Consider the following 26,521-nt stretch of genomic DNA (forward strand, 5'->3'; position numbering starts at 1 on the left):
CCCGCGCTTGCAATTATTGTGGACGCTTGTAAGGTGCAGACGCAATCTTCAGGGAAGGTGAACCCATGCCGCTCGCGCTCCTCGCCCTCGCCATCGGGGCATTCGGTATCGGAACCACCGAGTTCGTGATCATGGGGTTGCTCCCCGATGTTGCGGCGGACTTCCAGGTCTCGATCCCCACCGCAGGCTTTCTGGTCACGGGCTATGCCCTGGGCGTGGTTCTCGGCGCTCCGCTGATGACCGTGCTGGGTACCCGGGTCACCCGCAAACGCGCGTTGATGCTCCTGATGGGGTTGTTCATCGTGGGGAACGTCGTGTCCGCAATCGCCCCGGTCTTCGGTGTGATGCTCGCCGGACGAGTCATCGCCTCGCTCGCCCATGGAGCCTTCTTCGGTATCGGATCGGTCGTTGCCGCCGACCTGGTCGCTCCGGAGAAGAAGGCCGGCGCCATCGCCATGATGTTCACCGGGCTCACCGTCGCCAACGTCGTCGGGGTCCCCCTGGGCACTTACATCGGCCAGAGTGTCGGCTGGCGGACCACGTTCTTCGTCGTTGCCGGACTCGGTGTCCTCGGCCTTCTCGGCGTGGCCAGGCTCGTACCCGAGCAGCCCAGGCCCGAGGGCGTCAGGATCCGCCACGAGCTGGCCGTCTTCCGCAACGTGCAGGTGCTCCTCGCCATGGCGATGACAGTGCTGGGTTTCGGCGGCGTCTTCGCGGCGATCACCTACATCACCCCGATGATGACCGAGATCGCCGGCTACTCGCCGTCCTCCGTCACCTGGCTGCTGGTCCTGTTCGGGCTCGGCATGGTCGGAGGCAACCTGCTCGGCGGCAGGTTCGCCGACCGCCACCTGATGCCGCTGCTGTACATATCGCTCGGCGCTCTCGCCGTGGTCCTGGCGCTGTTCACGCTGACCGCCCACGACAAGACCGCCGCCGCCATCACGATCGTCCTCATCGGAGGGCTGGGCTTCGCGACCGTGCCGCCGCTCCAGAAGCGCGTTCTCGATCAGGCGGCGGGTGCTCCCACCCTTGCCTCCGCCGTGAACATCGGCGCCTTCAACCTCGGGAACGCGCTGTCGGCGTGGCTCGGCGGGATGGTCATCGCTGCCGGGCTCGGATACACCGCACCCAACTGGGTCGGCGCCGTTCTCACGGCGTCGGCGCTAGTCCTCGCCATCGTCTCCGGCGCGATCGAGCGCCGCACGGCCACCCGTGGCCGACTGGTTGCCGAGCACGCCCCCGAGCCGGTTGCCGTCGCCGTCGGCAGGCACTGACACCCGGCTTCACCACCGGCCCCGGCACGGCCGCCCTGCCGCATCCGGATCCTCCGGCCGGCGGTCCGCACCAACACCGCAGTCACCCCCGCGTCAAGGAGTCTCCCCATGAGCACAGCCACAGCCACCACCGCCTTCGCCCCGCTGACCATCCAGGACGCGGAAACGCTCGTGGACACCGCTCGTCGGGCTGCCGAGGCCGCCGGTGTGAGCGTCGCCGTCACCATCCTGGACGCAGGCGGTCATCTGCTGTCCTTCCGCCGCGACGACCGGGCCGTGCTCATCGCCGGAGAGACCAGCACTCGCAAGGCGTACACCGCCCTCCAGCTGAACGCCCCCACGGCTGACCTGGTGGACGCCGTCCAGCCCGGCGGCCTCTTCCACACGCTGCCGACCGCACTCGACCGCCCGCTGCTCTTCATCGCAGGCGGTGTCCCGGTCCATCGCGGCGGTCGGCTCATCGGTGCCGTCGGCGTCGGTGGCGGCGCCCCAGCACAGGACCATGGGTTCGCGACCGCCGCAGCCGAGTCCCTCGTCTGAGGGTTCCTGCCGCGCGAATACCGGCAACGCCGTCGACCGCCCTCGGGGGCCCGCGCTCCGCGGGCCCCCGAGGTGCGTGTCAGGCCTTTGAGGCACGCAGGCGCCGACCCCGCCGGGTCGGCCCCCACGGCTTCAGCACCGAGATCGCGGTGATGAAGAGGTAGGTGGCCGTTGCCACCGAGGGCGCAATGACCAGATTGATGTCCGCGGAACCCTGGGCGGCGGCCTCATCGATACCTGGGCGGAGCGAGAAGATCGACAGCCCTGCGGTGACCAGAGTCAGCCAGAATTTCGTCCAGACCCAGCGGTGCCTCGCCAGGCCCCATGGGGTGCCGAGCGACAGTACGAGGCCGCTCAGGAGGGAGAGCAGAGCAACCGGCACGACCAGCCAGTCGCCGAAGACCTTCATGGAACGGGTGGCCGCCTCCGTCATGGAGGAGTCACCGGTGAGGAACGCGGCGAGGCCGAGGGCCAGCAGTCCGACCGTGAGCCCCAGCCAGCTCACGGAAACGGCGACATGGGCGACGAGGAGGCTCCGGCGAACAGGGCGCTTGAGTGGTTTCACGTGAAACACGGTGTCAAGCGTGGGACGAGCGGTCATCTGACAGCGGGAGTATCCGCATGTACTGGCCTCGGCGTACGGACGGCCGTGGCACCGGCGTGCCGGAGACTCTCAGCCCAGGTCAGGCGCTCGACTCTCAGCCCAGGTCAGGCGATTGCATCGCCCGTACGCCTTCGATGTTGCCGTCCAGGTAGTGGCGCAAGGACAGCGGAACGAGGTGCACGGCTGCGATACCGACGCGGCTGAAGGGCACCCGCACGATTTCGTACTCCCCGCAGGGATCGTCGATTTCAGGGCCGTGCCGTCGTGACGGATCCATGGATTCCAGTCGGCAGACGAAGAAGTGCTGCACCTTCACACCTTTGACGCCGCCACCCGCGATGTGTTCCACGGTATCGACGAAGCAGGGCACGACATCGATGATCTTGGCGCCGAGCTCCTCGTCGACCTCGCGGTGCAGGGCGTCGACGACGGTGGCGTCCTCGGGCTCGACTCCGCCACCCGGCGTGACCCAGTACGGATCCACCCCCGGCTTGCTGCGCTTGATGAGGATGAGGTCATCGCCGTCGAGCAGGACGGCGCGTGCGGTGCGCTTGACCACAGGACGTTCGGTCATGGCAAGAGAGTGGCCCATGAAACGCGATCTGAAACTCCTACAGGCCGACCGGTCACCAGTCCACGGCTGCACGCACCAGGCATTCGTGCGCCCGCGCGATGTGGGGGAGAGCCAGCGTGCCGGTCCGCACGGCGAGGAAGTACGTCCGCAGCGGCGGTACCGGCGGGTCGAGCAGTGCCACGACTTCGCCCCGCTCCAGCGCGTCCTCGCAGAGATAGCGGGGCAGGACGGCGAGACCGGCGCCCGCAGCAGCACACTGCAGGACCGCCCGCAGATCCGGCGCGATCACCGTGGCGGAAGCGGCGGGTCTGCTGTCGAACACGGCAGCCCAGTACCGGGAGACCAGGGGAAGGCTCTCGTGGACCTCGACCACCGGAAGTTGTTCCAGGACGACTGAGCCCTTGTGCCGCAGTGTGCCGGGCCCGAGCCGCCCGGCCCAGCGCGGCGACGCGACCAGGACGTGCTCCTCGTCGCAGAGGGTCGTCGACGTGAACAGTCCTCCGCGTGGACGAGCGGTCGTGATGGCCAGATCATGGTGTCCGGCAGCCAGTCCTTGCAGCGTGTCCTCGGCATTGCCGTTGAACGTGCTGCGCAGCGCGAGACCCTGGGAGATCAGCGGAGTGAGCGCGGGAAGGGCGCGTACGGCGGTGAACTCCGGGGGACCGGCCAGATGGAGGGTGCGCACCCCCGGCTCCTCGTCGAGTCCGGCCCCGGCGATCTCGACCAATGCGTCCAGGTGGGGCGAGGCCCGGTGTGCGAGCTCGTCGCCGATGGTGGTCGGGGTGACGCCGCGGGCCCCTCGCAGAAAGAGCGGGCGGCCCAGCTGGCGCTCCAGCGTGCGTATCTGCGAGGTGACAGCGGGCTGGGACAGCCCGAGCAGCGCGGCGGCCCGGGTGAAGGATCCTGCCCGGTGCACCGTGACGAATGTGCGTAACAGGGCCAGGTCCATGGCTTGCTTCTCCCAACCTCGCGACGCTCCGGAACCGCACAGCCGGCCCGTACAACTATAAATATGTCGATAGGCAGCTGTCGCTACTGTGATTGGACACTGACGCTGAGTCAATTAGCCTTGTGCAGGCGGTTCTTCGCGCAAGGAACCGGGGTGGTCCGAGCCAAGAGGGGGGAGGCTCGGACCACCCGTCCCGAGCAGGACCGGTCAGGTGGACGGGGACGCCCGTCCTGGGCCGGTCCTGCCGGACCACCGGGCGACTTCGGTTCGTGTCCCGCAGGTTGGTCCTGCAGGTTGTCGTCCCGCAGGTCCCTAGCGAGCGGCCTCATCGAGCGCGCGCTCCACATCGGCCAGGAGGTCGGCAGGGTCCTCGGCCCCGACCGAGAAGCGGATGAAGCCTTCCGGGACGGCGTCGCCGCCCCAGCGCGCCCGGCGTTCGGCCGTGGAGCGCACACCGCCGAAACTCGTCGCGTCGTCGACGAGGCGCAGCCCGGCCATGAAGCGTTCGGCCGTTTCCTTGTCGGCCAGCGTGAACGAGACGACGGAGCCGAAGCGCCGCATCTGCCGCACGGCCTTCGGGTAGGAGGCGTCGGTGGGCAGCCCGGGGTAGCGCAGCCCGGTCACCTCCGCCCGCTCGGTCAGCGCCTCTGCGAGGGCCAGTGCGGTGCTGCACTGCCGGTCGATCCGCAGTTGCAGCGTGGCCAGGGAGCGGTGCGCGAGCCAGGCCTCCATGGGGCCGGGAATCGCGCCGACGACCTTGCGCCACCGCCGTACGCCCGCGGACAGCTGCGGATCCCGGCACGTCACGTGACCGAGCAGGATGTCGCCGTGCCCGGTCAGCCCCTTCGTGTCACTGGCGACCGAGAAGTCCGCGCCCAGTTCCAGGGGGCGCTGGCCGAGCGAGGTGGCCAGCGTGTTGTCGACGGCGACCAGAGCACCCGCCGCGTGTGCCGCAGTGACGAGCCGGCGAACGTCGCAGACGTCGAGCCCCGGGTTCGACGGGGTCTCGATCCATAGCAGCTTCGCCCCCTCGAGGACCTCCAGCTGGGCGTCGTCCGCAGTCGGCGCGGTCCGTACCTCGACGCCGAATGTCTCCAGCTGCTCCCGCACCAGGGGGAGCGCCTGGTAACCGTCATCGGGGAGCACGACGATGTCTCCGGTGCGCGCCTGGGACAGCAGTACGGCTGAGACGGCCGCCATACCGGAGGCGAAGACAGTGGTCTCGACCGTCTCCCCCGGCGCTTCCAGCTCGCTGATGGCCCGCTCCAGATGCGTCCACGTCGGGTTCGTCTCGCGGCCGTAGGTGTAGGGGCCGACGGGCTCGCCCGACAGATGGAAGTGAGCGGCGAAGACGGGGCCGGGCAGCGTGGGTTCGTACTGCTCCGGCTCGGGCAGTCCCGCTCGTACGGCGCGTGTCCCGTCGCCCGTGGTGCTCATCCGCTTCCTCGTTTCTCTCCCCGGTTTCCTACCGGTCCTGTCCGCACTCTTTCAGCAAGGGGCCGATCAGTCGTTGTCGGGCAGGACGACGTTGAGTGCCCAGGACACGACCGAGATGATGAGCCCGCCGAGGACAGCGGTCCAGAAGCCGTCGACGTGGAAGCTCAGGTCGAAGACACCGGCCAGCCACGAGGTCAGCATCAGCATCAGGGCATTGACCACCAGGGTGACCAGTCCGAGGGTCAGAATGAACAGGGGCAGCGTGAGCAACTGCACCACAGGCTTGACGACAGAGTTGACCAGGCCGAAGAGCAGCGCGACCACTATGAGGGTGAGCACCTCGCGCCCGGTGTCGTCACCGGTGAGGGTGATGTCCTGGAGCAGCCAGATGGCCACGGCCAGTGCACCCGCGTTGGCGATCGTCTTGACTACGAAATTCTTCATGTGTCTGATCGTGGCAGACATGATCGGTGCCGGACACCGGCAGAACAGATGAGAACAGACGCGAGGGGCGGACAGGCGATGAAGGCATTCAGACTGGACGAGCTGGAGGCGGAGCGAGCCGCCAACGAGGGCGCCTACCTGCAGTTCGTCCGGGAACGCAACATGTCCGTCGGCCTGTACGCACTGGATGCCGGCGAACTCGACCCCCAGAAGCCGCACAAGCAGGACGAGGTCTACTTGGTCGTGAGCGGCCGCGCCTCGATCACCGTCGGCATGGAGACCACACAGGTGGGCAGGGGGAGCGTCGTGTACGTTCCGGCCGGAACGGCCCACAAGTTCCACCACATCACCGAGGACCTCAGGGTGATGGTGGTCTTCTCTCCGCCGGAGAGCTGAGCCGGCACCTCGGGGTTCCCTAGGGGATCGGTCAGGGGACTTCAAGGGCTCCCGGGCCCCCACCGGCCACCCCCACGCCTCTAGCATCGAAGCAGGAACTCACAGAGACGAGGTAAGGACGATGGCGGTGCGGGAGATTTTCGCGGGGATGCCCTGGTGGGTGAAGTGGGTCGCGGTGCCTCTCATCGCGATCGTCGTGTTCGGTGGCCTCATCGCCAGCGTGGTCGGCTTCGTGATCGGTCTGCTGTTCAAGGCGCTGGTCTTCGTCGTCCTGGTGGGCGGTCTGATCTTCGTCGTGCGGAAGTTCTTGGCGTCTTCCTCCCGCAGCGACTGGTAGGCAGCAACGCGGGACGGTGCCGGGCAGCGGGCGCGTGAGGAACGGGAGCCGGGCCGCAGATACGGCGATTAGCCCAGCTGAGCTAAGTCCAGGATGAAACCTCACTCGTGACGGACGGTGCCGATACAGTGGCAGACTGCTGCCGTAGGCTGGGAAATGACTGCCCGTCACCGTCCTGACCAGTGGTTTGTGCGACCGCCCGGTCTCCGGACCCTCGGCTCGCGGCGGGCCCGTGGGGGCGGCCTCCGCGGGAGGGCTGAACGCCCGTCACCATGCCTGGGGGTGACCTTTGACCACGGCATCGAGCACCGCTGTCCCGACGTTGATCGGTTCGGTTCAGCGGGCGTTGAGACTGCTGGAGGCTGTGGGCACCCATCGGGAAGGGGCGCCGGCGAAGCAGCTCGCACGGGAAGCGGGGCTTCCCCTTCCTACTGCCTATCACCTGTTGCGAACCCTGACCCATGAGGGCTACCTCCGCAGGGAGAACGGCGTCTTCCTGTTCGGTGCCGCTGCCGAGCGCCTCGTCGGAGGTCGGGCGCCCGCACCGCGTCGCGGTGTGATCATCGAATCACTCGCGCACTGGGCCGATGTCATCGGCGCACCCGTGTACTGCGCTGTCTACCGCGACGGGGAGATCGACCTCGTCGCGGTGGCTGATACGCCCGACTTTCCCGCCGTCGAGGAGTGGGCCGCCTTCCGTGAGACCGGCCATGCGCATGCTCTTGGTCAGTGTCTGTTGGGCCAGCTCGACGAGAGGGCGCGCGAGGATCACCTGGATCGTCACCCAGTGCAACCACTCACGCGCTACTCCGTCAGAGATCGTCCGGCATTTCTCGACCGGATGAGATCGATGAACCGCATGGAACCTGTCGTCGAACGACAGGAATACGCGTTGGGAACGGTCTGCGCGGCCATCCCGATCACTGTGGGAACTGCCGTGGCGGCCATGGCCATTTCGCTACCCCTGGACCAAGAGGAACGGTTGCTCCCCGCAGTCGAACAACTACGCTGTGAAGTGACCAGCCTCTTGCGCTCGTTCGTGTTCTCTATCAGTATCTGAAAAATCACTCCTTGTGATCTGCTATCGCGTGCACCACGATGGCGTCAATAGGGCCATGGGGGATCATTCCTGGCCAGATTCATCTACTGCGGGGTTGAACGATGCGCGAGTCGGTTCAAGCAGAGGTCATGATGAGCTTCCTCGTCTCCGAGGAGCTTTCGTTCCGTATTCCGGTGGAGCTCCGGTACGAAGTGGGCGATCCGTACGCGATCCGGATGACCTTCCACCTGCCAGGAGACGCCCCCGTCACCTGGGCCTTCGGCCGTGAGCTGCTGCTCGACGGTCTCAACAATCCGAGCGGCGACGGCGATGTGCACATCGGCCCGACCGAGCCCGAAGGGCTCTCGGACGTACACATCCGGCTCCAGGTAGGCACGGATCGTGCGCTCTTCCGCGCCGGCACGGCGCCTCTTGTGGCATTTCTCGACCGGACGGACAAGCTGGTGCCACTGGGACAGGAGCACACGCTCGGTGACTTCGACGGGAATCTGGAAGAGGCGCTGGGCCGCATCCTCGCCAAGGAACAGAACGCCGGCTGACCAGGGACCACCCCGCTGAACAGGCACCACCGGTTCCCCGTACGCCCGGCGCTCGCGCTCACGCCTTGCGGCGTCGGCCCCTTCCGGTCCGTACGGGGGCAGGGGCTCCGGCTTCCGCGCCGAGCCCCGTGCGGTCCGCGGAGACCACCAGGGCCGCGAGCACCGTCGTCACCGGCACCGAGGCGACCAGCCCGATCGATCCGACCAGGGTCCGGACGATCTCCATCGCGACCAGTTCGCTGGTGGCCACGGTTCCCACGCTGCTCTGGGCGATCGAGAAGAGCAGCAGCAGGGGTAGCGCGGCGCCCGCGTAAGCGAGTACCAGAGTGTTGACGACCGAGGCGATGTGGTCGCGCCCGATCCTGATGCCTGCCCGGTAGAGCCGGCGTACGCCCATCGTCGGATCTGCCTGGTGCAGCTCCCAGACCGCCGACGTCTGGGTGACGGTCACGTCGTCGAGCACACCGAGCGAACCGATGATCACACCGGCCAGTAGCAGGCCGCTCATGTCGATGTCCGGGAACAGCCCGTGGATCAGGCCGGTGTTGTCATCGGTGTTGCCGCTCAGACTCGCCCATCCGATGAAGAGCGAGCCCAGCAGTCCGATCAGCAGCAGCGAGATGAGTGTGCCGATGACGGCCACGGAGGTGCGCGCGGTCAGCCCGTGGCACATGTACAGGGCGATCAGCATGATGGCGCTGGCCCCGATCACCGCGACCACCAGCGGGTTCGAACCCTGCAGGATCGCCGGGAGGATGAACAGCGTCAGCACGGCGAACGAGACCGCGAGCGCGATCAGCGCCATCAGTCCGCGCAGTCTGCCCACCACGATGACCGCGAGGGCGAAGATCCCCGCCAGCAGGGCCATCGGGAAGGCGCGGTCCACGTCGGTCACCGAGTACTGGAGATCACGGGGCGCGTCGGGCGCGTACGCCACAACCACCCCTTGGCCGTCCCTCAGTTGCCTGGTCGAGTCGGGCTGGATGACCTCGACGAACGTACGGCCCTTGTCCTTGCCGCTCGTCACCTCGACCGTTGCCTTCTTGCACAGCCCCGTCTGCTCGTCGACCGCCTCACGCCCCGAGGGTGTCGAGGTGTCGCCGGTCGGCGGCACCTGCGAGGCGTTCACGTCCGCGCAGTCCACCCTGGCGATCTCCACCACCTTGCCCTGCTGGGTCTGCCGGTCGAAACCGACACCCGTGCGCTCGTGGGAGGGCGCGCCGCCCGGCCAGAAGGCCACGAGACCGACCAGGACCGCGGCGGCGAACGGGATCAGCACGGCGGCGATGACCTTGCGCAGATGCTTGGACACGGGCGCGGCGGGGCCGTGGCTGTGGGTGTGGCCCGGGGCATGGCTCTGCGTGCTGCCGGACCGGGGGTCGTGCGGTTCGGGGGCGCTCGGGGAGGACGTCACCCGGCGATCATCCCAAGAACGGGAGAGGCCCTCTGGCCAGCACGCCAGGAGGGAGGCTAGCGTGGAGGCACCTTTGCACACGCGGGAGCTCGGAGCACCGGGCTGAGAGGGCGCTGACCTCCGTATATCCGTACGGGACACGCTGCGCCGACCGCCGAACCTGTTACCGGGTAATGCCGGCGTAGGGAGTAGGTCTCATGACCACAGCGGACGCACGCACGCCTGCCTCGAAGCAGAATGCGCAGAACACCCAGAATGCGCAGGATGTGGCGAACAGCGAGGCCGGGAAGTCCATCGGCTGGCACAAGGGGTACGTCCAGGGCTCGCGCCCGGACCTCCGGGTGCCGGTCCGTCAGGTGCACCTCACCAACGGCAAGGACGTGACGCTCTACGACACGTCGGGGCCGTACACCGATCCCGCCACCGAGACCGATGTCCGCCGTGGGCTCGCGCCCCTGCGGGAGAACTGGATCATCGCCCGCGGCGACACCGAGGAGTACGCGGGCCGCCCCGCACGCCCCGAGGACGACGGGCTCAAGCACACATCGCCGCGCGGCGGGCTGCGCAACCTCGACGCGGTCTTCCCGGGCCGTCCCCGTCAGCCCCGCCGCAGCCGCGACGGGCAGCCGGTCACACAGCTCGCGTACGCCCGCCGCGGCGAGATCACTCCGGAGATGGAGTACGTCGCGATCCGGGAGAACGTGGAGCCCGAGGTGGTGCGCGAGGAGATCGCGGCGGGGCGGGCCGTGCTGCCGGCCAACGTCAACCACCCGGAGATCGAGCCGATGATCATCGGCAAGCGATTCCTGGTGAAGGTCAACGCCAACATCGGCAACTCCGCGGTCACTTCCTCCATCGAGGAGGAGGTGGACAAGATGACCTGGGCGACCAAGTGGGGTGCCGACACGGTCATGGACCTGTCCACCGGTCGCAACATCCACACCACGCGCGAGTGGGTGCTGCGCAACTCCCCCGTGCCGATCGGTACCGTCCCGCTCTACCAGGCACTGGAGAAGGTGGACGGCCGGGCCGAGGAGCTGACCTGGGAGATCTACAAGGACACCGTCATCGAGCAGGCCGAACAGGGCGTCGACTACATGACGGTGCACGCCGGGGTCCGGCTCCCGTACGTCCCGCTGACCGCCCGCCGCAAGACCGGCATCGTCTCCCGCGGCGGCTCGATCATGGCGGCCTGGTGCCTCGCGCACCACAAGGAGTCGTTCCTCTACGAGCACTTCGAGGAGCTCTGCGAGATCCTCGCGGCCTACGACGTGACCTACTCACTCGGTGACGGACTGCGCCCCGGCTCCATCGCCGACGCCAACGACGAGGCGCAGTTCGCCGAACTGCGCACGCTCGGTGAACTGAACTCCGTCGCGAAGCGGTTCGGCGTCCAGACGATGATCGAGGGCCCGGGCCATGTCCCGATGCACAAGATCAAGGAGAACATCGACCTCCAGCAGGAGATCTGCGAGGAGGCGCCGTTCTACACGCTCGGCCCGCTGACCACCGATGTCGCCCCGGCGTACGACCACATCACCTCGGGCATCGGTGCGGCGATGATCGCCTGGTGGGGGACGGCGATGCTCTGCTACGTCACGCCCAAGGAGCACCTGGGGCTGCCGAACAGGGACGACGTGAAGACCGGCGTCATCACCTACAAGATCGCAGCGCATGCTGCGGATCTTGCCAAGGGTCACCCCGGGGCGCAGGAATGGGACGACGCGCTGTCGGATGCCCGGTTCGAATTCCGCTGGGAGGACCAGTTCAACCTGGCGCTCGACCCGGACACGGCGCGGGAGTTCCACGACGAGACGCTGCCGGCCGAGCCGGCCAAGACGGCGCACTTCTGCTCGATGTGCGGTCCGAAGTTCTGTTCGATGAAGATCAGCAGGAGCATCACGGAGCAGTTCGCCCCCGACCTGCTCCCCTCCGCCTCGGAGGAGGAGATCGAGGCGGGGATGCTGGAGAAGTCGAAGGAGTTCGCCGCGAGCGGCAACAGGGTGTACCTGCCGCTGGCGGACTGACACTGACACCGGGCGAAAGTGCAGGAAGTGGCGGCGCTGTCCTGGGTGTTACGTGCCCGGGGCGGCGCTTCCTGGCGGTTCATCAGATTGTCTGTATTGAACCCGAAGAGTATGAGCAATGGCTGGTTTCACGTGATGAGTCCTCTGATCGCCTGGTTGCAGAGGCAGTTCGGCGACGGTAGGGACACGGAAACGTGGCAGGTCTATGTACATTTCGGCAGGGGCTCACCCTGGCTTGACCATTTCCTTATCTGTGCCTTACCTTCCGCTGTGCTTGGCCGAAAAAATGTGCGCCCCGACGGGGGGCGCCAGGGGAGGGAAACACAGTGAGCTGGTACCTGAACGTACTCAAGAACTACGCGGGCTTCAGCGGTCGTGCGCGCCGCAAGGAGTACTGGATGTTCGCGCTGTTCAACGTCATCATCGCCGGCGTCCTGCTCGGTATCGGCGCTGCCATCGACACGCAGATCCCGTACATCATCTACATCCTCGCTGTGATCATCCCCTCGCTCGCCGTCGTCGTCCGCCGGCTGCACGACACGGGCCGTTCGGGCTGGTGGTTCCTGATCTCGTTCGTCCCGCTCGTGGGCGGCATCATCCTGCTCGTCTTCATGTGCTCCGAGGGCACGCACGAGGCCAACGAGTACGGCGCGAACCCCAAGCTGGCTCCCCAGGCAGTCTGAGTCCGGCAGGTGCTCCGACCGGATCGGAGCACCACCGCACACTGAACAGAGCAGAGGCCGGGTGCAGAAAGCTGCACCCGGCCTCTGCTGTACGGGAACGCGGCACCGGCCTCTCAGGTACGGAGTCGGCAGGATCACTCCGGCGTACGGGAATCGGGCCGGATCAGTCCGACGCACGGGAATCCGGCAGGCTCACTCCGACGCACGGACCCGGGGCCGGATCACTCCGGCTGGTGTTCGGGGCCGCCGAAGTCCGGACTGGTGAAGTCCGGGCTGGTGAAGGACGGACGCGGTCCCGCCGAGGGGCCGTCCTGCGGGCCGGAGAAGTCCGGTCTGCTGTAGCCGATCTTCGGGATGCGGTTCGCCGAGCGGTGCGGGGTCCGTGAGGCCGGCCCCGCGGTCGGGTCGGCGAGGGCGTCCCGCAGGAAGGGCAGGATGCCGCGCTCCAGCAGTGCGTGGCGCCATGCCTCCCGGGCGCGTGCCACATCCTCGGGCAACTCCTGCTCGTCGTCCATGGCCGGCAGTGCGGTGGCCCCGTTCCGCAGCGCGGTGATGAGGAGTCCGACCGCGGCGACGAGGATGGCCGCGGCGGCGACCGCCGCGAAGAACCAGCCGGCGGCGACCAGGGTGCCGCCGAACGCCAAGGCCGGGCTGACCGCCTTCAGGAGATAGCCGACCAGCAGGAATATGAGGGCGGCGGAGCCGGCGAGAACGGGGGCCAGTGCGGCGATGACGGCAAGGGTTCCCGCCCCCGGCCCGTCCGGTTCGTCCGGGGCCGATCCGAGGGCGGTCCCGGGGGCCGACGCATCGGCCGGTCCGCGGAGTTCGCCGCGGACCTTCACGTAGTGCTCGTACTCGGTGGCGGCGGCTGCGGTGATCAGAGCGGTGGCGTTCAGCGCCATCGTCCGCAGTTGTTCCGCGTTGAGCCGGTCCCCCACACCGTCCAGATCCGGGCGTTCGTGAGCATGGCGCAGAGAGTCGGCAAGGATCCGCTCGTACTCGGGTCGGTCCTCGGCCAGCAGGTGCGGAGCGCTTTTCATGTGCATCCCCCGATGCTCCGTAAGGCCTGATCGACCGCCTGGGCCGGGCAATCGGGCGGAAACGGAGGAGAGCCTGCTACTGATACGCCGATGGTAGAGCGACCACGGCACGGGTTGACAGGGGGTTTCCGGAAATAGGCCCAGTGGTCGGCGTTGTCAGGTCGTGGGTGCGTCTTCCCCGACAGCTGTCAGTCATTCAGGGGAAGTTGGACAACCAGTAGTTTTCCGGCCATGGTCACTCCGCCGTCCATGGCGATGGCGAGCCCGTCCGCGTACACGTGCGGACCGTCCACCACGGGGCGGGCGCTGTCTTCGCCGTCCTCGGATCCGACCTCGCCGAGCAGGTACGGGATAGGGCTGTGACCATGCACGACGCGCTGTCCGCCGTACGTCGACATCAGCTCGCGAACAGCCTGCGAACCGCCCTCGTCGCGGAAGGCGAACCGCTTGGTGAGCTTGCGGAAGAGGTCCCAGCACTCGTCGGCGTCATTGCGCGTGAGAATGGCGTGCACCGTGTCGTTGACGTCCTCGATGGTGGTGCCGTAGTCGAGGTAGGCCGTCGTGTCGGAATGCATCAGCAGATGCCCGTCCTCCTCGACGACCGCGTCGAGCCGGGCCATCCACTGCAGGTGGACGTCCTGGAGGCGCTCCATGTCGGTCTTCTGGCCGCCGTTGAGCAGCCACGCCGCCTGGAAGGTCGCGGTGCCCGCACCGGAGTTCACCGGGGTGTCGCCGAACCTCTTGGCGCCGAGGAGAAGCAGCTCGTGATTGCCCATGAGTGCCTTGCAGTACCCACCGGCCGCCGCGGCCTCGGCCGAGAGCCGCATGACGAGATCGATCACGCCGATGCCGTCCGGTCCCCGGTCGGTGAAGTCGCCGAGGAACCACAGTCTGGCGTTGTCGGCGGACCACCGGCCCTCGGAGTCGATGAGGCCCTGCTCGCGGAGGGCGGCAAGGAGCTCGTCCAGGTAGCCGTGGACGTCGCCGACGACGAAGAGGGGGCCTCGCCCCGTGCCGGAGGCGGGCCGGGGCTGGGGAACGGCCTGTACCTGGACGGTGTCGCCACGGTTGATCACGGGAAGATCGCGCGCGGTGGGGGTGTACCCCTCCGGCACGTCGCCCATGACAGCGTTGCCGGGATGCGGCGACGGCGAAGGCATCGGTGCCTGCGCATACGGCGGTACGCGGAAGTCGCGCAACGTCGCTGTCCGCACCACGGGTTCCTGACCGGCCCCCTGAGTCATCGACCCCTCCACCACCGTCGCGCCGCCGTACACCTGACGGGCCCTGCCTGGTAGAGGTGGTCCGCGGTGTCGTGCGCCCATCATAGGAATGCGGATCGTGCTCTGGGACGCACCAGGGGTGGTGAATCCGAGTGCACGCATGGTTCACCGACCGTTTGGTCCGGATTGGTCCGATCAGTCCCCGGCGGGGGAGCGCGGCGGGCTGACCGTGGTGCGCGGTGGACGTCGCTGCGAGGACGTCCGGACGATGAGTTCCGTCGGTATCACCTGCTCCAGCGGTCCGTCGTGTTCGACGCCCTCGATGGCGTCGATGAGGAGCTGGACGACAGCCGTGCCGATTCTGCGTGGCTTGAGCGAGAGCGTCGTGATGGGGGGATCCGTCGCCGCGTACACGGTGGACTCGCTGCAGCAGACCACCAACAGGTCCTCGGGGACCCGCAGGCCGTAGCGGCGGGCGGCGGCGAGCAGATCGGTCCCATTGGGGTCGAAGAGCCCGTAGACGGCGTCAGGCCGGTCCGGGCGGGCGAGGAGCCGGTCGGCGGCCACGGCGCCCGCACAGGGGTCGTGGGCCGGATAGGACTCGTAGACCGGGTCCTGGCCCACCCGCTCGCACCAGTGGAGGTAGGCGGTGGTGGAGAGGCGGGTGTAGGTGTCGGTGGTGGTGCCGGTCAGCAGCCCGATACGGCGGGCTCCGGCGGCGGCCAGGTGGTCGAGGAGGTCGAGGACGGCTGCCCGGTGATCGTTGTCGACCCAGGCGGTGACCGGCAGCGTGCCCGCCGGTCGGCCGTCGGACACGACGGGCAGGCCCTGCCTCACGAGTTCGGTGACCACCGGGTCCTGGTCGGAGGGGTCGATGACGACGGTGCCGTCCAGGGCGACGTTCGACCAGACGTCGTGGCGCGAGGTGGCGGGGAGGATGACCAGGGCGTAGCCGCGGGCGAGCGCCGCCGATGTGGCGGCTCTGGCCATCTCCGCGAAGTAGGCGAACTCGGTGAAGGTGAAGGGTTCGTCCCCGTACGTGGTCACGGTGAGGCCGATGAGCCCCGACCTGCCGGTACGGAGGGTGCGGGCCGCGGCGGACGGGCGGTAGCCCAGCCGCTCGGCGACCTCGCGGACATGTCGGCGGGTGGCGTCCGGGAGCCTGCCCTTGCCGTTGAGCGCGTCGGAGACGGTCGTGATGGAGACTCCGGCCGCGGCGGCTACGTCCCGGATCCCCGCCCGTCCCTGTCGGCCGCTGCGCCGGGGCGTCTCTGTCCGGCTCACCTGGTGCTTCCCTGCTGCTGTCATGGCGAGCCGATAGTAGGGCTCCGGCGGTGGGTTGGGCCGGTCGCATATGCGTACGTTGACAGGCACGTTTCTGCATGATCGTAAGGCACTAAATGCCTTGTAAATCAAGGGCGTTGGCGGGACGGAGGTCGATGTGTCATGTGCCGGTGTGCATGAACCTGCTAATTGGTTCATGTCTCGAAGAGGTCTCAACTCACCTGTTCGAGTGATGCGCGCTACGGAGTGAGCCACCGGCGCGCGCCACGGGGTGCGACGCTCCCCCCGGCAGGCTCGTGGGACCGCCGGGCAGGGGCGGCGCTTTCCGGCACAGCGGACGATTCTCCGGTCCGGCCATTCGCAGGAACGTCGAATCCTCTTAAGGTGAGCAGTATTGATGTGTACGGACGGTCGAGGAGGACCTGCGGTGAGCGAGACGAGCCCCAAGCTGCGTGCCGAGCTGGATGGTGTGCCTGCCTATGTGCCGGGCAAGCCGGCGGCTGCCGACGGACCGGTTGCTTTCAAGCTGTCCTCCAACGAGAACCCGTATCCGCCGCTGCCGGGGGTCATGGAGTCCGCGCTCGGGGCCGCCGCGAACTTCAACCGGTACCCGGACATGGCCTGCACCGGCCTGATGAACGAGCTGGCCGACCGGTTCGGTGTGCCGGTCTCCCATCTGGCCACCGGTACCGGCTCGGTCGGTGTGGCGCAGCAGCTGCTCCAGGCCACGTCCGGCCCGGGTGACGAGGTCATCTACGCCTGGCGCTCCTTCGAGGCGTATCCGATCATCACCCAGGTCAGCGGGGCGACCTCGGTCAAGGTGCCGCTCACCGACGGCGAGGTGCACGATCTCGACGCGATGGCCGAGGCGATCACCGACCGCACCCGGATGATCTTCGTCTGCAACCCGAACAATCCGACCGGCACCGTGGTGCGCAGGGCGGAGCTGGAGCGCTTCCTGGACCGGGTGCCGGGCGATGTGCTGGTGGTGCTCGACGAGGCGTACAAGGAGTTCATCCGGGACGCCGATGTCCCGGACGGCATCGAGATCTACCGGGACAGGCCCAATGTGGCGGTGCTGCGGACCTTCTCCAAGGCGTACGGCCTGGCCGGTCTGCGGGTCGGGTTCGCGGTGGCGCACGAGCCCGTGGCGGCGGCCCTGCGCAAGACCGCCGTCCCCTTCGGGGTCAGCCAGGTCGCCCAGGATGCCGCGGTCGCCTCGCTGCGGGCCGAGGACGAACTGCTGGGCCGGGTCGGATCGCTGGTCGGCGAGCGCACCCGCGTGTACGAGGGCCTGGTGAAGCAGGGCTGGACCGTGCCCGAGTCCCAGGCCAACTTCGTCTGGCTCCGGCTCGGGGACCGTACGCTCGATTTCGCCGCGGCGTGCGAGCGGGCGGGTGTGATGGTCAGGCCGTTCGCGGGCGAGGGTGTGCGGGTCACGATCGGTGAGACCGAGGCCAACGACCTGTTCCTGAAGGTGGCGGAGTCGTACCACAAGGAGCGGTAGGAGGCGGCTCGACCGCCTGCGTGCCGGTGGCCCCGGACCTCTGTCGACGAGGTCCGGGGCCACTGTGCTGAGCGTCGGACGGACGCGGATGCGATGTCCGGTATCGGTGGCTCGGTCCGGTCGGCTTGAAAGTACCCCCCGGGCGATGCCTTCGAAGATGTGTGCGCCATAATTGCTTGTGAATGTGAACGCGTTCACAAGCGCGCCCCGTTTCATCCCGTGATCGGTGGGTTCGGCGGAGCGAGCTGCGGCTGTGATCACGGCGAAGCAAGGAGAAAAGGACGTGAACCTAGCTCTGGCGCCAGAGACTCTGGCGCGATGGCAGTTCGGCATCACCACCGTCTATCACTTCCTGTTCGTCCCACTGACGATCTCCCTCGCCGCCCTCACGGCCGGCCTGCAGACCGCCTGGGTGCGCACGGACAACGAGAAGTACCTCAGGGCCACGAAGTTCTGGGGCAAGCTCTTCCTGATCAACATCGCCATGGGTGTGGTCACGGGCATCGTGCAGGAATTCCAGTTCGGCATGAACTGGTCCGACTACTCCCGGTTCGTCGGTGATGTCTTCGGTGCGCCGCTCGCCTTCGAGGCGCTGATCGCGTTCTTCTTCGAGTCCACGTTCATCGGGCTGTGGATCTTCGGCTGGGACAAACTGCCGAAGAAGATCCATCTCGCGTGCATATGGATGGTCTCCATCGGGACGGTCCTCTCGACGTTCTTCATCCTGGCGGCCAACTCCTGGATGCAACACCCGGTCGGTTACCGCATCAACGAGGAACGGGGCCGTGCCGAGCTCACGGACTTCTGGCAGGTGCTCACCCAGAACACCGCGCTCACCCAGTTCTTCCACACCATCACGGCGGCGTTCCTCGTCGGCGGCGCCTTCATGGTCGGCATCTCCGCCTTCCACCTCGCGCGCAGGAAGCACATCCGGGTGATGCGGACATCGCTGCGCCTCGGGCTGGTCACGGTCGTGGCCGCGGGCATGCTCACCGCGGTCAGCGGTGACCTGCTCGGCAAGGTGATGTTCAAGCAGCAGCCGATGAAGATGGCCGCGGCGGAGGCCCTGTGGGAGGGGGAGCACGGTGCGCCCTTCTCGCTGTTCGCGGTGGGCGATGTCGCCGAGGGGCACAACACCGTAGAGATCTCGATCCCCGGAATACTGTCCTTCCTCGCGGACGACAGCTTCACCTCGTACGTCCCGGGCATCAACGACATCAACAAGGCGGAGCAGGAGAAGTTCGGCCCGGGTGACTACCGGCCCAACATCCCCGTGGCCTTCTGGAGCTTCCGCTGGATGATCGGCTTCGGCATGGCGTCCTTCGGGCTCGGACTGCTGGGGCTGTGGCTGACGCGGAAGAAGTTCATGCTGCCGCAGGCCCTGCGGACCGGTGAGGACGAAGTGCCGCACCTGGTGCTCTTCAAGAACAAGGCGCTGAGCCCGAAGCTCACCCGGCTCTACTGGATCGTCGCCCTGTGGACCATGCTCTTCCCGCTGATCGCCAACTCATGGGGTTGGATCTTCACGGAGATGGGCCGCCAGCCATGGGTGGTGTACGGCGTGTTCCAGACCCGTGACGCGGTCTCCCCCGGTGTCTCGCAGGGGGAGGTCATCACCTCGATGATCGTCTTCACGGTGCTGTACGCGGTGCTCGCCGTGATCGAGGTCAGGCTGCTCCTGAAGTACGTCAAGGCCGGACCGCCGGAGCTCACGGAGGCCGACCTCAATCCGCCCACCAGGATCGGCGGCCATGACCAGGACGCCGACAGGCCCATGGCCTTCTCCTACTGAGAGCAGCGGAGCTGAGAGATGGAACTCCACGACGTCTGGTTCGTGCTCATCGCCGTCCTCTGGACGGGGTACTTCTTCCTGGAGGGATTCGACTTCGGAATCGGCGTACTGACCAAGCTGCTCGCCCGTGACCGCAAGGAACGGCGCGTACTGATCAACACGATCGGGCCCGTCTGGGACGGGAACGAGGTGTGGCTGCTCAGCGCGGGCGGTGCGACCTTCGCCGCCTTCCCCGAGTGGTACGCCACGCTGTTCTCCGGCTTCTATCTGCCGCTGCTGCTCATCCTGGTCTGCCTGATCGTGCGCGGTGTGGCCTTCGAGTACCGGGCGAAGCGGCCGGAGGAGCGGTGGCAGACCAACTGGGAGCACGCGATCTTCTGGACCTCCCTGATCCCGTCGGTGCTCTGGGGTGTGGCCTTCGGGAACATCGTCCGGGGCGTGAAGATCGACGCGGACATGGAGTACGTCGGCAACCTCTGGGACCTGCTCAACCCCTATGCGATTCTCGGTGGGCTGGTCACGTTGTCCCTCTTCACCTTCCACGGCGCCGTGTTCGCCGCGCTGAAGACCGTCGGGGACATCCGGGAGCGGGCGCGCAGGCTGGCGCTCGGACTGGGTCCGGCTGCCGCGGTACTGGCCCTGGGCTTCCTCCTCTGGACCCAGGCGGACAACGGCGACAGCTGGAGCCTGGGGGCGCTGGTCGTCGCCGTGGTCTCACTGGCCGGCGCGATCGGGGCCATCGCGAGGGGACGGGAGGGCTGGTCGTTCGCGTTCTCCGGACTGACCATCGCGGCGGCGGTCGCCATGCTCTTCCTGACGCTCTTCCCGAGCGTCATGCCGTCCTCGCTGAACGACGCCTGGAGCCTGACGGTGACCAACGCCTCGTCGTCCCCGTACACACTCAAGATCATGACCTGGTGTGCCGCTGTCGCGACTCCGGTGGTGCTGCTGTACCAGGGCTGGACGTACTGGGTGTTCCGCAAGCGGATCGGCACGCAGCACATCGCCGATCCGCACTGACGGGCGACGGCGCAAGCCGAGAGCCGACGGCCGAAAGGCACGGGCGCTGCGTCAACAGGTGCTGCGTCGAACGACTGGCATGAGCTCACTGGGGAGCTGTTTCACGTGAAACCGATCGATCCGCGTCTGCTTCGGTACGCCCGCGCCACCCGTCTGTTCCTGGCGGCCGTGGTGGCACTCGGACTGGTCGGCGCAGCCCTGGTGATCGCCCAGGCCATGCTGGTCGCCGAAGTGGTGGTGGGCGGATTCGAGGGCGGGCTGACCGTTTCCGGACTCCGCACACCACTGCTGCTGCTCGCCGCGGTCGCGCTCGGCCGGGCGTTGGTGGCCTGGCTGACCGAACTGGCCGCGTACCGGGCCAGCGCTGCGGTCAAGTCCGAACTGCGCGGCAGGCTCATGGAGCGGGCGGCGGCCCTGGGTCCTGACTGGCTGGGCGGGCAGCGCACCGGTTCGCTGGTGGCTCTCGCCACCCGGGGGATCGACGCACTCGACGACTACTTCTCGCGGTATCTCCCGCAACTGGGACTCGCGGTCGTGGTTCCGGTGGCGGTTCTGGCCCGGATCGTCACGGAGGACTGGGTCTCGGCCGCGATCATCGTGGTGACGCTGCCGCTCATTCCCCTCTTCATGATCCTCATCGGCTGGGCCACCCAGTCCCGCATGGACCGTCAGTGGCAGCTGCTGTCGCGGCTGTCCGGGCACTTCCTCGATGTCGTCGCGGGGCTGCCGACACTGAAGGTCTTCGGTCGCGCCAAGGCGCAGGCCGACTCGATTCGCACCATCACCTCGCAGTACCGCGTGGCCACGCTGAAGACGCTGCGGATCGCCTTCCTGTCGTCCTTCGCGCTGGAGCTGCTGGCGACGCTCTCCGTGGCGCTGGTCGCCGTGACGGTCGGGATGCGCCTCGTCCACGGGGAACTCGACCTCTACACCGGCTTGGTGGTCCTCATCCTGGCGCCCGAGGCCTTTCTGCCGATCCGGCAAGTGGGTGCTCAGTACCACGCCGCGGCAGAGGGGCTTTCGGCCGCCGAGGAGATCTTCGCGGTGCTGGAGACCGAACCCCGGCCGGTGGGCGCCCAGGACGTCCCGCCCTCGTTGCGGCTGGACCTGGAGCATGTGACGGTCCGGCACCGGGGCCGCACCGAACCCTCGCTGGATGCCGTGTCCCTGGTGGTGGAGCCGGGTGAGACCGTCGCCCTGGTCGGCCCCAGCGGGGTGGGCAAGTCCACGCTCCTGAACGTGGTGCTGGGGTTCGCGGTGCCCGACGAGGGACGGGTGCGGGTCGGCGGAACCGACCTGTCCGAGCTCTCCCCCGAACGCTGGCGCGAACAGATCGCGTGGGTCCCGCAACGTCCTCATCTCTTCGCCGGAACGATCGCGGAGAACGTACGGCTGGCGCGTCCGGGCGCCGACGACGCCGCGGTCACGGCGGCGCTGAGGGACGCGGGAGCGTACGACTTCGTGACCGGCCTGCCGGACGGTGCGCGGACACTGCTGGGTGAGGACGGCGCAGGGCTCTCCGCCGGCCAGCGCCAACGGATCGCACTGGCGCGGGCGTTCCTTGCCGACCGGCCGCTGCTGCTGCTCGACGAGCCGACCGCGAGCCTGGACGGTGAGACGGAAGCGGGCATCGTCGATGCGGTACGGAGGCTGGCGGCGGGGCGCACGGTGCTGCTGGTCGTGCATCGCCCCGCGCTGCTCTCCGTGGCGGACCGGGTGGTGGCGCTGGAGCCGCGGCCGGCCGGGGTGAGCACCGTACGTTCGGCGGTGGCGGGCACGAGCGGGCCGGACGGGGCCCGCACGCTCGATGACCCGGCGGCTCGGGCTCCCGGTGAGCCGATGCCCACGGGCGATCCCGAGCTGCTCAAGGACACCGCCCCGAGGACAGGCGGCAGGGTGCTCGCCAGGGTCAGGGAGGCTGCCGGTGCCCAGCGCAGGAAGCTGGGCCTCGCGCTGCTGCTGGGCAGCCTCGCCGTGGGCTCGTCCGTCGGCCTCATGGCTGTCTCCGGCTGGCTGATCTCGCGTGCGTCGGAGCAGCCCCCGGTGCTCTATCTGATGGTCGCCGTCACCGCGACCCGGGCTTTCGGTATCGGCCGGGCCGTATTCCGCTATGCCGAGCGGCTGGTGTCCCACGACGCGGTGCTCAGGATGCTCGCCGAGCTCCGGGTCGCCGTGTACCGAGGACTCGAACGCGTCGCGCCGGCCGGCCTGCGTACGACACGGCGCGGCGACCTGCTGTCCCGGCTGGTCTCCGACGTGGACGCGTTGCAGGACTACTGGCTGCGCTGGCTGCTGCCCGCGGGAACCGCGCTCGCGGTCGGTGCCGGGGCTGTCGGCTTCACCACCTGGCTTCTACCTGAGGCCGGCGCCGTCCTGGCCGTCGGCCTGCTCCTCGCCGGCGTGGGCGTGCCGCTGGTCAGCGGGGCCTGCGCCCGGCACGCGGAGCGCCAACTGGCTCCGGCCCGGGCCGCGCTGGCCACCCGGATCACCGATCTGCTCGGCGGGACGGCGGAGCTGACCGTCGCCGGTGCGCTGCCCTCCCGCAGGCGTCAGGTGGGCGCGGCCGACGGCGTACTCACCCGGATCGCCTCGCGCGCCGCGACCGCGACCGCGCTCGGCGGCGGACTCTCCGCGCTGATCTGCGGGCTCACCGTCGTCGGTGCCGCGCTGGTCGCCGTTCCTGCGGTGCTCGACGGGCGACTGGCCGGCGTGGAGCTCGCCGTCGTCGTCCTCACCCCGTTGGCGGCGTTCGAGGCCGTGACGGGACTGCCGCTCGCCATGCAGTACCGCCGGCGCGTCAAGCAGAGCGCCGAGCGGGTCTACGAGGTGCTCGACGCCCCCCTGCCGGTCCAGGAGCCCGCCGCGCCGGCCGAGGCGCCGGCCTCACCCTTCCCGCTCTCCGTACGGGCGTTGTCGGCGCGTTACGAGGGAGCCCGACGGGATGCCCTGCACTCCGTGGACCTGACGCTGCTCCCGGGTAAGCGGGTGGCTGTCGTCGGGCCGTCCGGCTCGGGAAAGACGACGCTCGCGCAGGTTCTGCTCCGATTCCTGGACGCACGGGAGGGGACGTACCGGCTCGGCGGCGTCGAGGCGGCCGCGCTGGACGGGGACACGGTCCGGACGTTTGTCGGGCTGTGTGCCCAGGATGCCCATGTCTTCGACAGTTCCATCCGCGAGAACCTCCGGCTTGCCCGCACCGGCGCCACGGACGGTGAGCTGCGGGACGCGCTCGCCCGGGCCCGGCTGCTGGACTGGGCCCTGTCGCTGCCGGACGGCCTCGACACCCTGGTGGGCGAACACGGTGCCCGGCTCTCCGGCGGCCAGCGGCAGCGGCTCGCGCTGGCCCGTGCACTTCTTGCGGACTTCCCCGTTCTCGTCCTCGACGAGCCCGCCGAGCACCTTGATGTGGCCACGGCGGATGCGCTGACGGCCGATCTGCTGGACGCCACGCGGGGGCGTACGACCGTACTGATCACCCATCGGCTGGCGGGGCTCGACGCGGTGGACGAGGTCCTGGTGCTGGACGGAGGCCGCGTGGTGCAGCAGGGGACGTACGCCGCTCTGGCCGCCCAGGACGGGCCGTTGCGCCGAATGCTGGATCGCGAGCAGGAGCCGGAGCGGCTGGAGGCGGCGCGGAGGCGGGAGACGCGGCAGGTAGCGGCGCGGACGTGACGGTGGAGACGGCGGCCGACTTTCCGGACGAAACATGACTAACTAGGCTTCGCTCATGCCTGAGCAGGACGCGAAGGACTCACCCGATGCCACGCAGGCCGACGAGAGCCTGCAAGAAGCGTCCACGGAGCTGACCGCCCGTGTTCCGCAGCTCCTGGACGCCATGCGCTCCCTCGGAACGGGGCTGCAGCTCCATTCCACACTCGAGCGCATCTGCGAGACCGCGGCCGAGCTCGCCCACGCCCGCTACGCGGCGATCGGCGTGGTCGACGATTCGGGCGACGGCCTTTCCGACTTCATCAGCCACGGAGTCCCGGTAGAGATCGCTCACGCCATCGGGCGCCGGCCCGATGGCCGTACCGGGCTCCTGGGCGCGCTGATTCGCGATCCGGGTCCCATCATGCTGTCGGACGTATCGGCCGACCCGCGCTTCACCGGGTTTCCGCCCGCCCACCCGAGGATGCGGACCTTCCTAGGGGTGCCGATCCGCGTCCAGGGCGAGATCTTCGGGAATCTCTACGTGGCGGAGAAGCACGGCGGGGCCGACTTCGACGACAACGACCTGCACATGCTGCGGGTGCTCGCCACGGAGGCCGGGATCGCCATCGGTCACGCGCAGTTGTACGAGGCCGCGCGCCAGCGGGAACGGTGGATCGAAGGTTCGGTGGCCGTCACCACCGCCCTGCTCTCCGGTGGGGACGCCGACGACGCGCTGGCTGTCGTCGCCGAACAGACGCGCCGTCTCGCCGACTCCGCCGCGGGAATCGTCCTGCTGCCGGCCGAGGAGGGCGGCCTGGAGATCGTCGCCGTCGCCGGCGCCAAGCCGTCCGCCTCGCTCGGAGTGATCATTCCGGCCCGAAGCCCTGTGGTGGCGGCGCTCCTCAGGGGCGAGGCGGTCTTCATGGATGACGCGGCGACCGACCCCCGCATGATCACCAGGCTGTCCCACCAGTTCGGCCCGCACATGCTGCTGCCGCTGCGCAGCGGCGGGCGGGTGCTCGGCGCGCTCGCCGTCCCGCGTGAACGGGGCGGCCGCCCGTTCACGCAGGCGGAGCGAACGCTGGCCACCCAGTTCGCCGCGCAGGCAGCCCTCGCGCTGAAGATGGCCGAGGCCCAGCGCGACCGGGAGCGGCTCGCGGTGTACGAGGACCGGGACCGAATCGCCCGGGACCTCCACGACCTGGTCATTCAGCGCCTGTTCGCTGCCGGGATGATGCTGGAGCGGGCGCAGCGCGGCTCGGCCGTCCCCGCGGTGCGGAAGGGCGTCGGACGGGCCGTCGACGAACTGGACGTGACGATCCAGGAGATCCGTACCGCCATCTTCGCGCTGCAGCAGGAACCGGCTGAGGCGCCGTCCGGACTGCGGACCCGTGTGCTGCGGGAGATCAACATGGCGGCGGTACCCCTGGGCTTCAGGCCGACGCACCGCTTTCTGGGGCCCGTCGATTCGCTGGTCGGCGAACTGGCGGGCAAGAACCTCATCGCGGCGCTGCGCGAGGCGCTGTCCAACACGTTCCGCCACGCCGGTGCTTCCAAGGTCGAGGTGAGCGTGGATGCGACCGCGACCCTCCCGGACGGACGGGACGGGGTGCGGCTCTCGGTCGTCGACGACGGGGTGGGTATCCCGGACAGCGGGCGGCGCAGCGGACTGCGCAACCTCGCCCGTCGTGCGGAGTCCTTGGGGGGAGCGAGCTGGTTCGGGGCGGGGGAGGACGGTGGCGGGGCGGCGGTGGTCTGGGAGGTCCCGCTCTGACGGTGCCGGGACATCGGCCGGACCCTTCCGTGCACCGTGCGGCCGGCTTGAGCGGGCGGGCGTCGGGCGGGGTCAGCGGGCGGCGAGGATCCGCTCGATGACGACCGCGACACCGTCCTCGTTGTTGGAAAGGGTCACGCCGGAGGCGGCAGCCACCGCGGCCGGGTGGGCGTTGCCCATCGCGAACGAGGCGCCGGCCCAGCTCAGCATCTCGACGTCGTTGGGCATGTCCCCGAAGGCGACCACTTCGGCCTGGGCGATGCCACGCTGCGCACAGCACGCGGCGAGCGTGGCGGCCTTGGAGACCCCGAGTCCGCTGATCTCCAGGAGGGCGGTGGGACTGGAGCGGGTGAGTGAGGCCCGGTCCCCCGCTGCCTCACGGGCCAGCGTGAGGAAGGTGTCCGGAGCCAGTTCGGGGTGGTGGGCCAGGACCTTCAGGACCGGGGCGGCGGAGCCCGGCGCCTCCTCGTGAAGCAGCTTCTCCGCGACGGCGACCGTGGCCCCAGGGTCCATGTGGAAGGGCGGGTAGGCGGGTTCGTAGTGGATGCCCGTGGCCAGCTCGACTGCGAAGGAGACCCCCGGTGCGGCCTCCCGCAGGACGTGAACCACGTCCAGGGCCACGTCGCGCTCCAGCGGGCGGACCTCGATCAGCCGGCCGTCCGCGTGCAGATCGGCGACGGCGGCCCCGTTCGCACAGATCGCCATGCCGTGGCCGTGCACATGGGCGCTCACGACGTCCATCCAGCGGGCGGGCCGCCCGGTGACGAAGAAGACCTCGATCCCCGCCTCCTCCGCTGCGGCGAGGGCGGCGACGGTGCGGTCCGACAGAGTCTTGTCATCGCGCAGCAGGGTGCCGTCCAGGTCGGTGGCGATCAGCCGTGTCACGGCAGGCAGAGGCGAGTCGGTAGCTGAGGTCACCTGCCCATTCTCCCGCATGGAGTTGCACGGG

At 68.7% G+C, this 26,521-nt stretch carries 23 protein-coding genes and 1 riboswitch; of the genes, 13 read left to right on the forward strand and 10 right to left on the reverse strand.

Going from position 1 to position 26,521, the window contains the following annotated elements; translation table 11 throughout:
* Positions 1 to 65 precede the first annotated feature (65 nt).
* A complete protein-coding gene (locus tag ABZS61_RS20995) occupies positions 66 to 1,277 on the forward strand; it encodes an MFS transporter (protein WP_356423176.1) in 1,212 nt (403 codons plus the stop codon).
* Between the two features lie 108 nt (positions 1,278 to 1,385).
* Complete coding sequence (locus ABZS61_RS21000) at positions 1,386 to 1,817, forward strand: heme-binding protein (RefSeq protein WP_356423179.1); 432 nt, start codon at positions 1,386 to 1,388, stop codon at positions 1,815 to 1,817.
* 79 nt (positions 1,818 to 1,896) lie between these two features.
* On the opposite strand, the gene ABZS61_RS21005 is transcribed toward ABZS61_RS21000, so the two are convergent.
* The 5 genes from ABZS61_RS21005 to ABZS61_RS21025 all read right to left on the reverse strand — a co-directional run bounded on the left by ABZS61_RS21005 (position 1,897) and on the right by ABZS61_RS21025 (position 5,825).
* A complete protein-coding gene (locus ABZS61_RS21005) occupies positions 1,897 to 2,382 on the reverse strand; it encodes a DUF2269 domain-containing protein (protein WP_356423182.1) in 486 nt (161 codons plus the stop codon).
* Positions 2,383 to 2,515: 133 nt separating this feature from the next.
* A complete protein-coding gene (locus tag ABZS61_RS21010; RefSeq protein WP_356423185.1) occupies positions 2,516 to 2,995 on the reverse strand; it encodes an NUDIX hydrolase in 480 nt (159 codons plus the stop codon).
* Between the two features lie 52 nt (positions 2,996 to 3,047).
* Complete coding sequence (locus ABZS61_RS21015) at positions 3,048 to 3,944, reverse strand: LysR family transcriptional regulator (RefSeq protein WP_356423188.1); 897 nt, start codon at positions 3,942 to 3,944, stop codon at positions 3,048 to 3,050.
* Positions 3,945 to 4,256: 312 nt separating this feature from the next.
* Positions 4,257 to 5,381 (reverse strand): cystathionine gamma-lyase, encoded by a 1,125-nt coding sequence (locus tag ABZS61_RS21020; RefSeq protein WP_356423191.1) that lies wholly within the window; start codon positions 5,379 to 5,381, stop codon positions 4,257 to 4,259.
* Positions 5,382 to 5,447: 66 nt separating this feature from the next.
* On the reverse strand, positions 5,448 to 5,825 hold the full coding sequence (locus ABZS61_RS21025; RefSeq protein WP_356423194.1) for a phage holin family protein: 378 nt from the start codon (positions 5,823 to 5,825) through the stop codon (positions 5,448 to 5,450).
* Between the two features lie 78 nt (positions 5,826 to 5,903).
* Here ABZS61_RS21025 and ABZS61_RS21030 point away from each other — a divergent pair, with 78 nt between their 5' ends.
* From ABZS61_RS21030 to ABZS61_RS21045, 4 genes are all read left to right on the forward strand, one after another.
* On the forward strand, positions 5,904 to 6,221 hold the full coding sequence (locus ABZS61_RS21030) for a cupin domain-containing protein (protein WP_356423198.1): 318 nt from the start codon (positions 5,904 to 5,906) through the stop codon (positions 6,219 to 6,221).
* 127 nt (positions 6,222 to 6,348) lie between these two features.
* Positions 6,349 to 6,558: a DUF5326 family protein gene (locus tag ABZS61_RS21035; RefSeq protein ID WP_351173493.1), complete on the forward strand. Its 210-nt coding sequence runs from the start codon at positions 6,349 to 6,351 to the stop codon at positions 6,556 to 6,558.
* Positions 6,559 to 6,847: 289 nt separating this feature from the next.
* Positions 6,848 to 7,618 carry a helix-turn-helix domain-containing protein gene (locus tag ABZS61_RS21040; protein WP_356423203.1) on the forward strand — a complete coding sequence of 257 codons (771 nt, stop codon included), beginning with the start codon at positions 6,848 to 6,850 and terminating at the stop codon, positions 7,616 to 7,618.
* Between the two features lie 101 nt (positions 7,619 to 7,719).
* Entirely contained in the window at positions 7,720 to 8,157 is a 438-nt protein-coding gene (locus ABZS61_RS21045; protein ID WP_329209020.1) for an SsgA family sporulation/cell division regulator, read from the forward strand.
* A gap of 58 nt (positions 8,158 to 8,215) precedes the next feature.
* Here the strand turns inward: ABZS61_RS21045 and ABZS61_RS21050 are convergent, their stop codons facing one another.
* Positions 8,216 to 9,571, reverse strand: coding sequence for a YibE/F family protein (locus ABZS61_RS21050; RefSeq protein ID WP_356423207.1), 1,356 nt, complete (start codon positions 9,569 to 9,571; stop codon positions 8,216 to 8,218).
* Between the two features lie 71 nt (positions 9,572 to 9,642).
* A riboswitch (TPP riboswitch) is annotated at positions 9,643 to 9,776 on the forward strand.
* On the opposite strand from ABZS61_RS21050, the gene thiC reads away from it, so the two are divergent.
* Together thiC and ABZS61_RS21060 are read left to right on the forward strand one after the other, a co-directional pair.
* Positions 9,769 to 11,598 (forward strand): phosphomethylpyrimidine synthase ThiC, encoded by a 1,830-nt coding sequence (gene thiC / locus ABZS61_RS21055; RefSeq protein WP_356423211.1) that lies wholly within the window; start codon positions 9,769 to 9,771, stop codon positions 11,596 to 11,598. (Overlaps the previous riboswitch by 8 nt.)
* Before the next feature lie 326 nt (positions 11,599 to 11,924).
* A complete protein-coding gene (locus ABZS61_RS21060; RefSeq protein ID WP_356423214.1) occupies positions 11,925 to 12,281 on the forward strand; it encodes a DUF805 domain-containing protein in 357 nt (118 codons plus the stop codon).
* 221 nt (positions 12,282 to 12,502) lie between these two features.
* Here the strand turns inward: ABZS61_RS21060 and ABZS61_RS21065 are convergent, their stop codons facing one another.
* From ABZS61_RS21065 to ABZS61_RS21075, 3 genes are all read right to left on the reverse strand, one after another.
* Positions 12,503 to 13,327, reverse strand: a complete 825-nt coding sequence (locus tag ABZS61_RS21065) for a hypothetical protein (RefSeq protein WP_356423217.1) — start codon at positions 13,325 to 13,327, stop codon at positions 12,503 to 12,505.
* Between the two features lie 182 nt (positions 13,328 to 13,509).
* Positions 13,510 to 14,565, reverse strand: a complete 1,056-nt coding sequence (locus ABZS61_RS21070) for a metallophosphoesterase (protein ID WP_356423220.1) — start codon at positions 14,563 to 14,565, stop codon at positions 13,510 to 13,512.
* Positions 14,566 to 14,739: 174 nt separating this feature from the next.
* Complete coding sequence (locus tag ABZS61_RS21075; protein WP_351174420.1) at positions 14,740 to 15,852, reverse strand: LacI family DNA-binding transcriptional regulator; 1,113 nt, start codon at positions 15,850 to 15,852, stop codon at positions 14,740 to 14,742.
* Positions 15,853 to 16,255: 403 nt separating this feature from the next.
* Here ABZS61_RS21075 and hisC point away from each other — a divergent pair, with 403 nt between their 5' ends.
* The 5 genes from hisC (at position 16,256) to ABZS61_RS21100 (ending at position 25,572) form a co-directional block, all read left to right on the forward strand.
* Positions 16,256 to 17,335 carry a histidinol-phosphate transaminase gene (gene hisC / locus ABZS61_RS21080; protein WP_356423224.1) on the forward strand — a complete coding sequence of 360 codons (1,080 nt, stop codon included), beginning with the start codon at positions 16,256 to 16,258 and terminating at the stop codon, positions 17,333 to 17,335.
* Between the two features lie 283 nt (positions 17,336 to 17,618).
* Entirely contained in the window at positions 17,619 to 19,127 is a 1,509-nt protein-coding gene (locus tag ABZS61_RS21085) for a cytochrome ubiquinol oxidase subunit I (protein WP_356423227.1), read from the forward strand.
* An 18-nt stretch (positions 19,128 to 19,145) separates the two neighbouring features.
* Positions 19,146 to 20,147, forward strand: a complete 1,002-nt coding sequence (gene cydB, locus ABZS61_RS21090) for a cytochrome d ubiquinol oxidase subunit II (protein WP_356423230.1) — start codon at positions 19,146 to 19,148, stop codon at positions 20,145 to 20,147.
* Between the two features lie 105 nt (positions 20,148 to 20,252).
* On the forward strand, positions 20,253 to 23,819 hold the full coding sequence (gene cydD, locus ABZS61_RS21095) for a thiol reductant ABC exporter subunit CydD (RefSeq protein WP_356423232.1): 3,567 nt from the start codon (positions 20,253 to 20,255) through the stop codon (positions 23,817 to 23,819).
* A gap of 55 nt (positions 23,820 to 23,874) precedes the next feature.
* Positions 23,875 to 25,572, forward strand: a complete 1,698-nt coding sequence (locus tag ABZS61_RS21100) for a GAF domain-containing protein (RefSeq protein WP_356423235.1) — start codon at positions 23,875 to 23,877, stop codon at positions 25,570 to 25,572.
* Between the two features lie 72 nt (positions 25,573 to 25,644).
* Here the strand turns inward: ABZS61_RS21100 and ABZS61_RS21105 are convergent, their stop codons facing one another.
* Positions 25,645 to 26,508: a Cof-type HAD-IIB family hydrolase gene (locus ABZS61_RS21105; RefSeq protein WP_356423238.1), complete on the reverse strand. Its 864-nt coding sequence runs from the start codon at positions 26,506 to 26,508 to the stop codon at positions 25,645 to 25,647.
* Between the last annotated feature and the right edge of the window lie 13 nt (positions 26,509 to 26,521).

This window comes from Streptomyces sp. NPDC005566, from assembly GCF_040605575.1.
GTDB lineage: Bacteria > Actinomycetota > Actinomycetes > Streptomycetales > Streptomycetaceae > Streptomyces.

What these genes read in the sequence shown, in the direction of transcription:
- ABZS61_RS21105 (WP_356423238.1), bottom strand. Translation starts at nt 26,508, where the DNA reads ATGCGGGAGAATGGGCAGGTGACCTCAGCTACCGACTCGCCTCTGCCT.
- ABZS61_RS21010 (WP_356423185.1), bottom strand. Translation starts at nt 2,995, where the DNA reads ATGACCGAACGTCCTGTGGTCAAGCGCACCGCACGCGCCGTCCTGCTC.
- ABZS61_RS21070 (WP_356423220.1), bottom strand. Translation starts at nt 14,565, where the DNA reads ATGACTCAGGGGGCCGGTCAGGAACCCGTGGTGCGGACAGCGACGTTG.
- ABZS61_RS21015 (WP_356423188.1), bottom strand. Translation starts at nt 3,944, where the DNA reads ATGGACCTGGCCCTGTTACGCACATTCGTCACGGTGCACCGGGCAGGA.
- ABZS61_RS20995 (WP_356423176.1), top strand. Translation starts at nt 66, where the DNA reads ATGCCGCTCGCGCTCCTCGCCCTCGCCATCGGGGCATTCGGTATCGGA.
- ABZS61_RS21030 (WP_356423198.1), top strand. Translation starts at nt 5,904, where the DNA reads ATGAAGGCATTCAGACTGGACGAGCTGGAGGCGGAGCGAGCCGCCAAC.
- ABZS61_RS21000 (WP_356423179.1), top strand. Translation starts at nt 1,386, where the DNA reads ATGAGCACAGCCACAGCCACCACCGCCTTCGCCCCGCTGACCATCCAG.
- ABZS61_RS21075 (WP_351174420.1), bottom strand. Translation starts at nt 15,852, where the DNA reads ATGACAGCAGCAGGGAAGCACCAGGTGAGCCGGACAGAGACGCCCCGG.
- ABZS61_RS21025 (WP_356423194.1), bottom strand. Translation starts at nt 5,825, where the DNA reads ATGAAGAATTTCGTAGTCAAGACGATCGCCAACGCGGGTGCACTGGCC.
- cydB (WP_356423230.1), top strand. Translation starts at nt 19,146, where the DNA reads ATGGAACTCCACGACGTCTGGTTCGTGCTCATCGCCGTCCTCTGGACG.
- ABZS61_RS21020 (WP_356423191.1), bottom strand. Translation starts at nt 5,381, where the DNA reads ATGAGCACCACGGGCGACGGGACACGCGCCGTACGAGCGGGACTGCCC.
- thiC (WP_356423211.1), top strand. Translation starts at nt 9,769, where the DNA reads ATGACCACAGCGGACGCACGCACGCCTGCCTCGAAGCAGAATGCGCAG.
- ABZS61_RS21065 (WP_356423217.1), bottom strand. Translation starts at nt 13,327, where the DNA reads ATGCACATGAAAAGCGCTCCGCACCTGCTGGCCGAGGACCGACCCGAG.
- ABZS61_RS21045 (WP_329209020.1), top strand. Translation starts at nt 7,720, where the DNA reads ATGCGCGAGTCGGTTCAAGCAGAGGTCATGATGAGCTTCCTCGTCTCC.
- ABZS61_RS21100 (WP_356423235.1), top strand. Translation starts at nt 23,875, where the DNA reads ATGCCTGAGCAGGACGCGAAGGACTCACCCGATGCCACGCAGGCCGAC.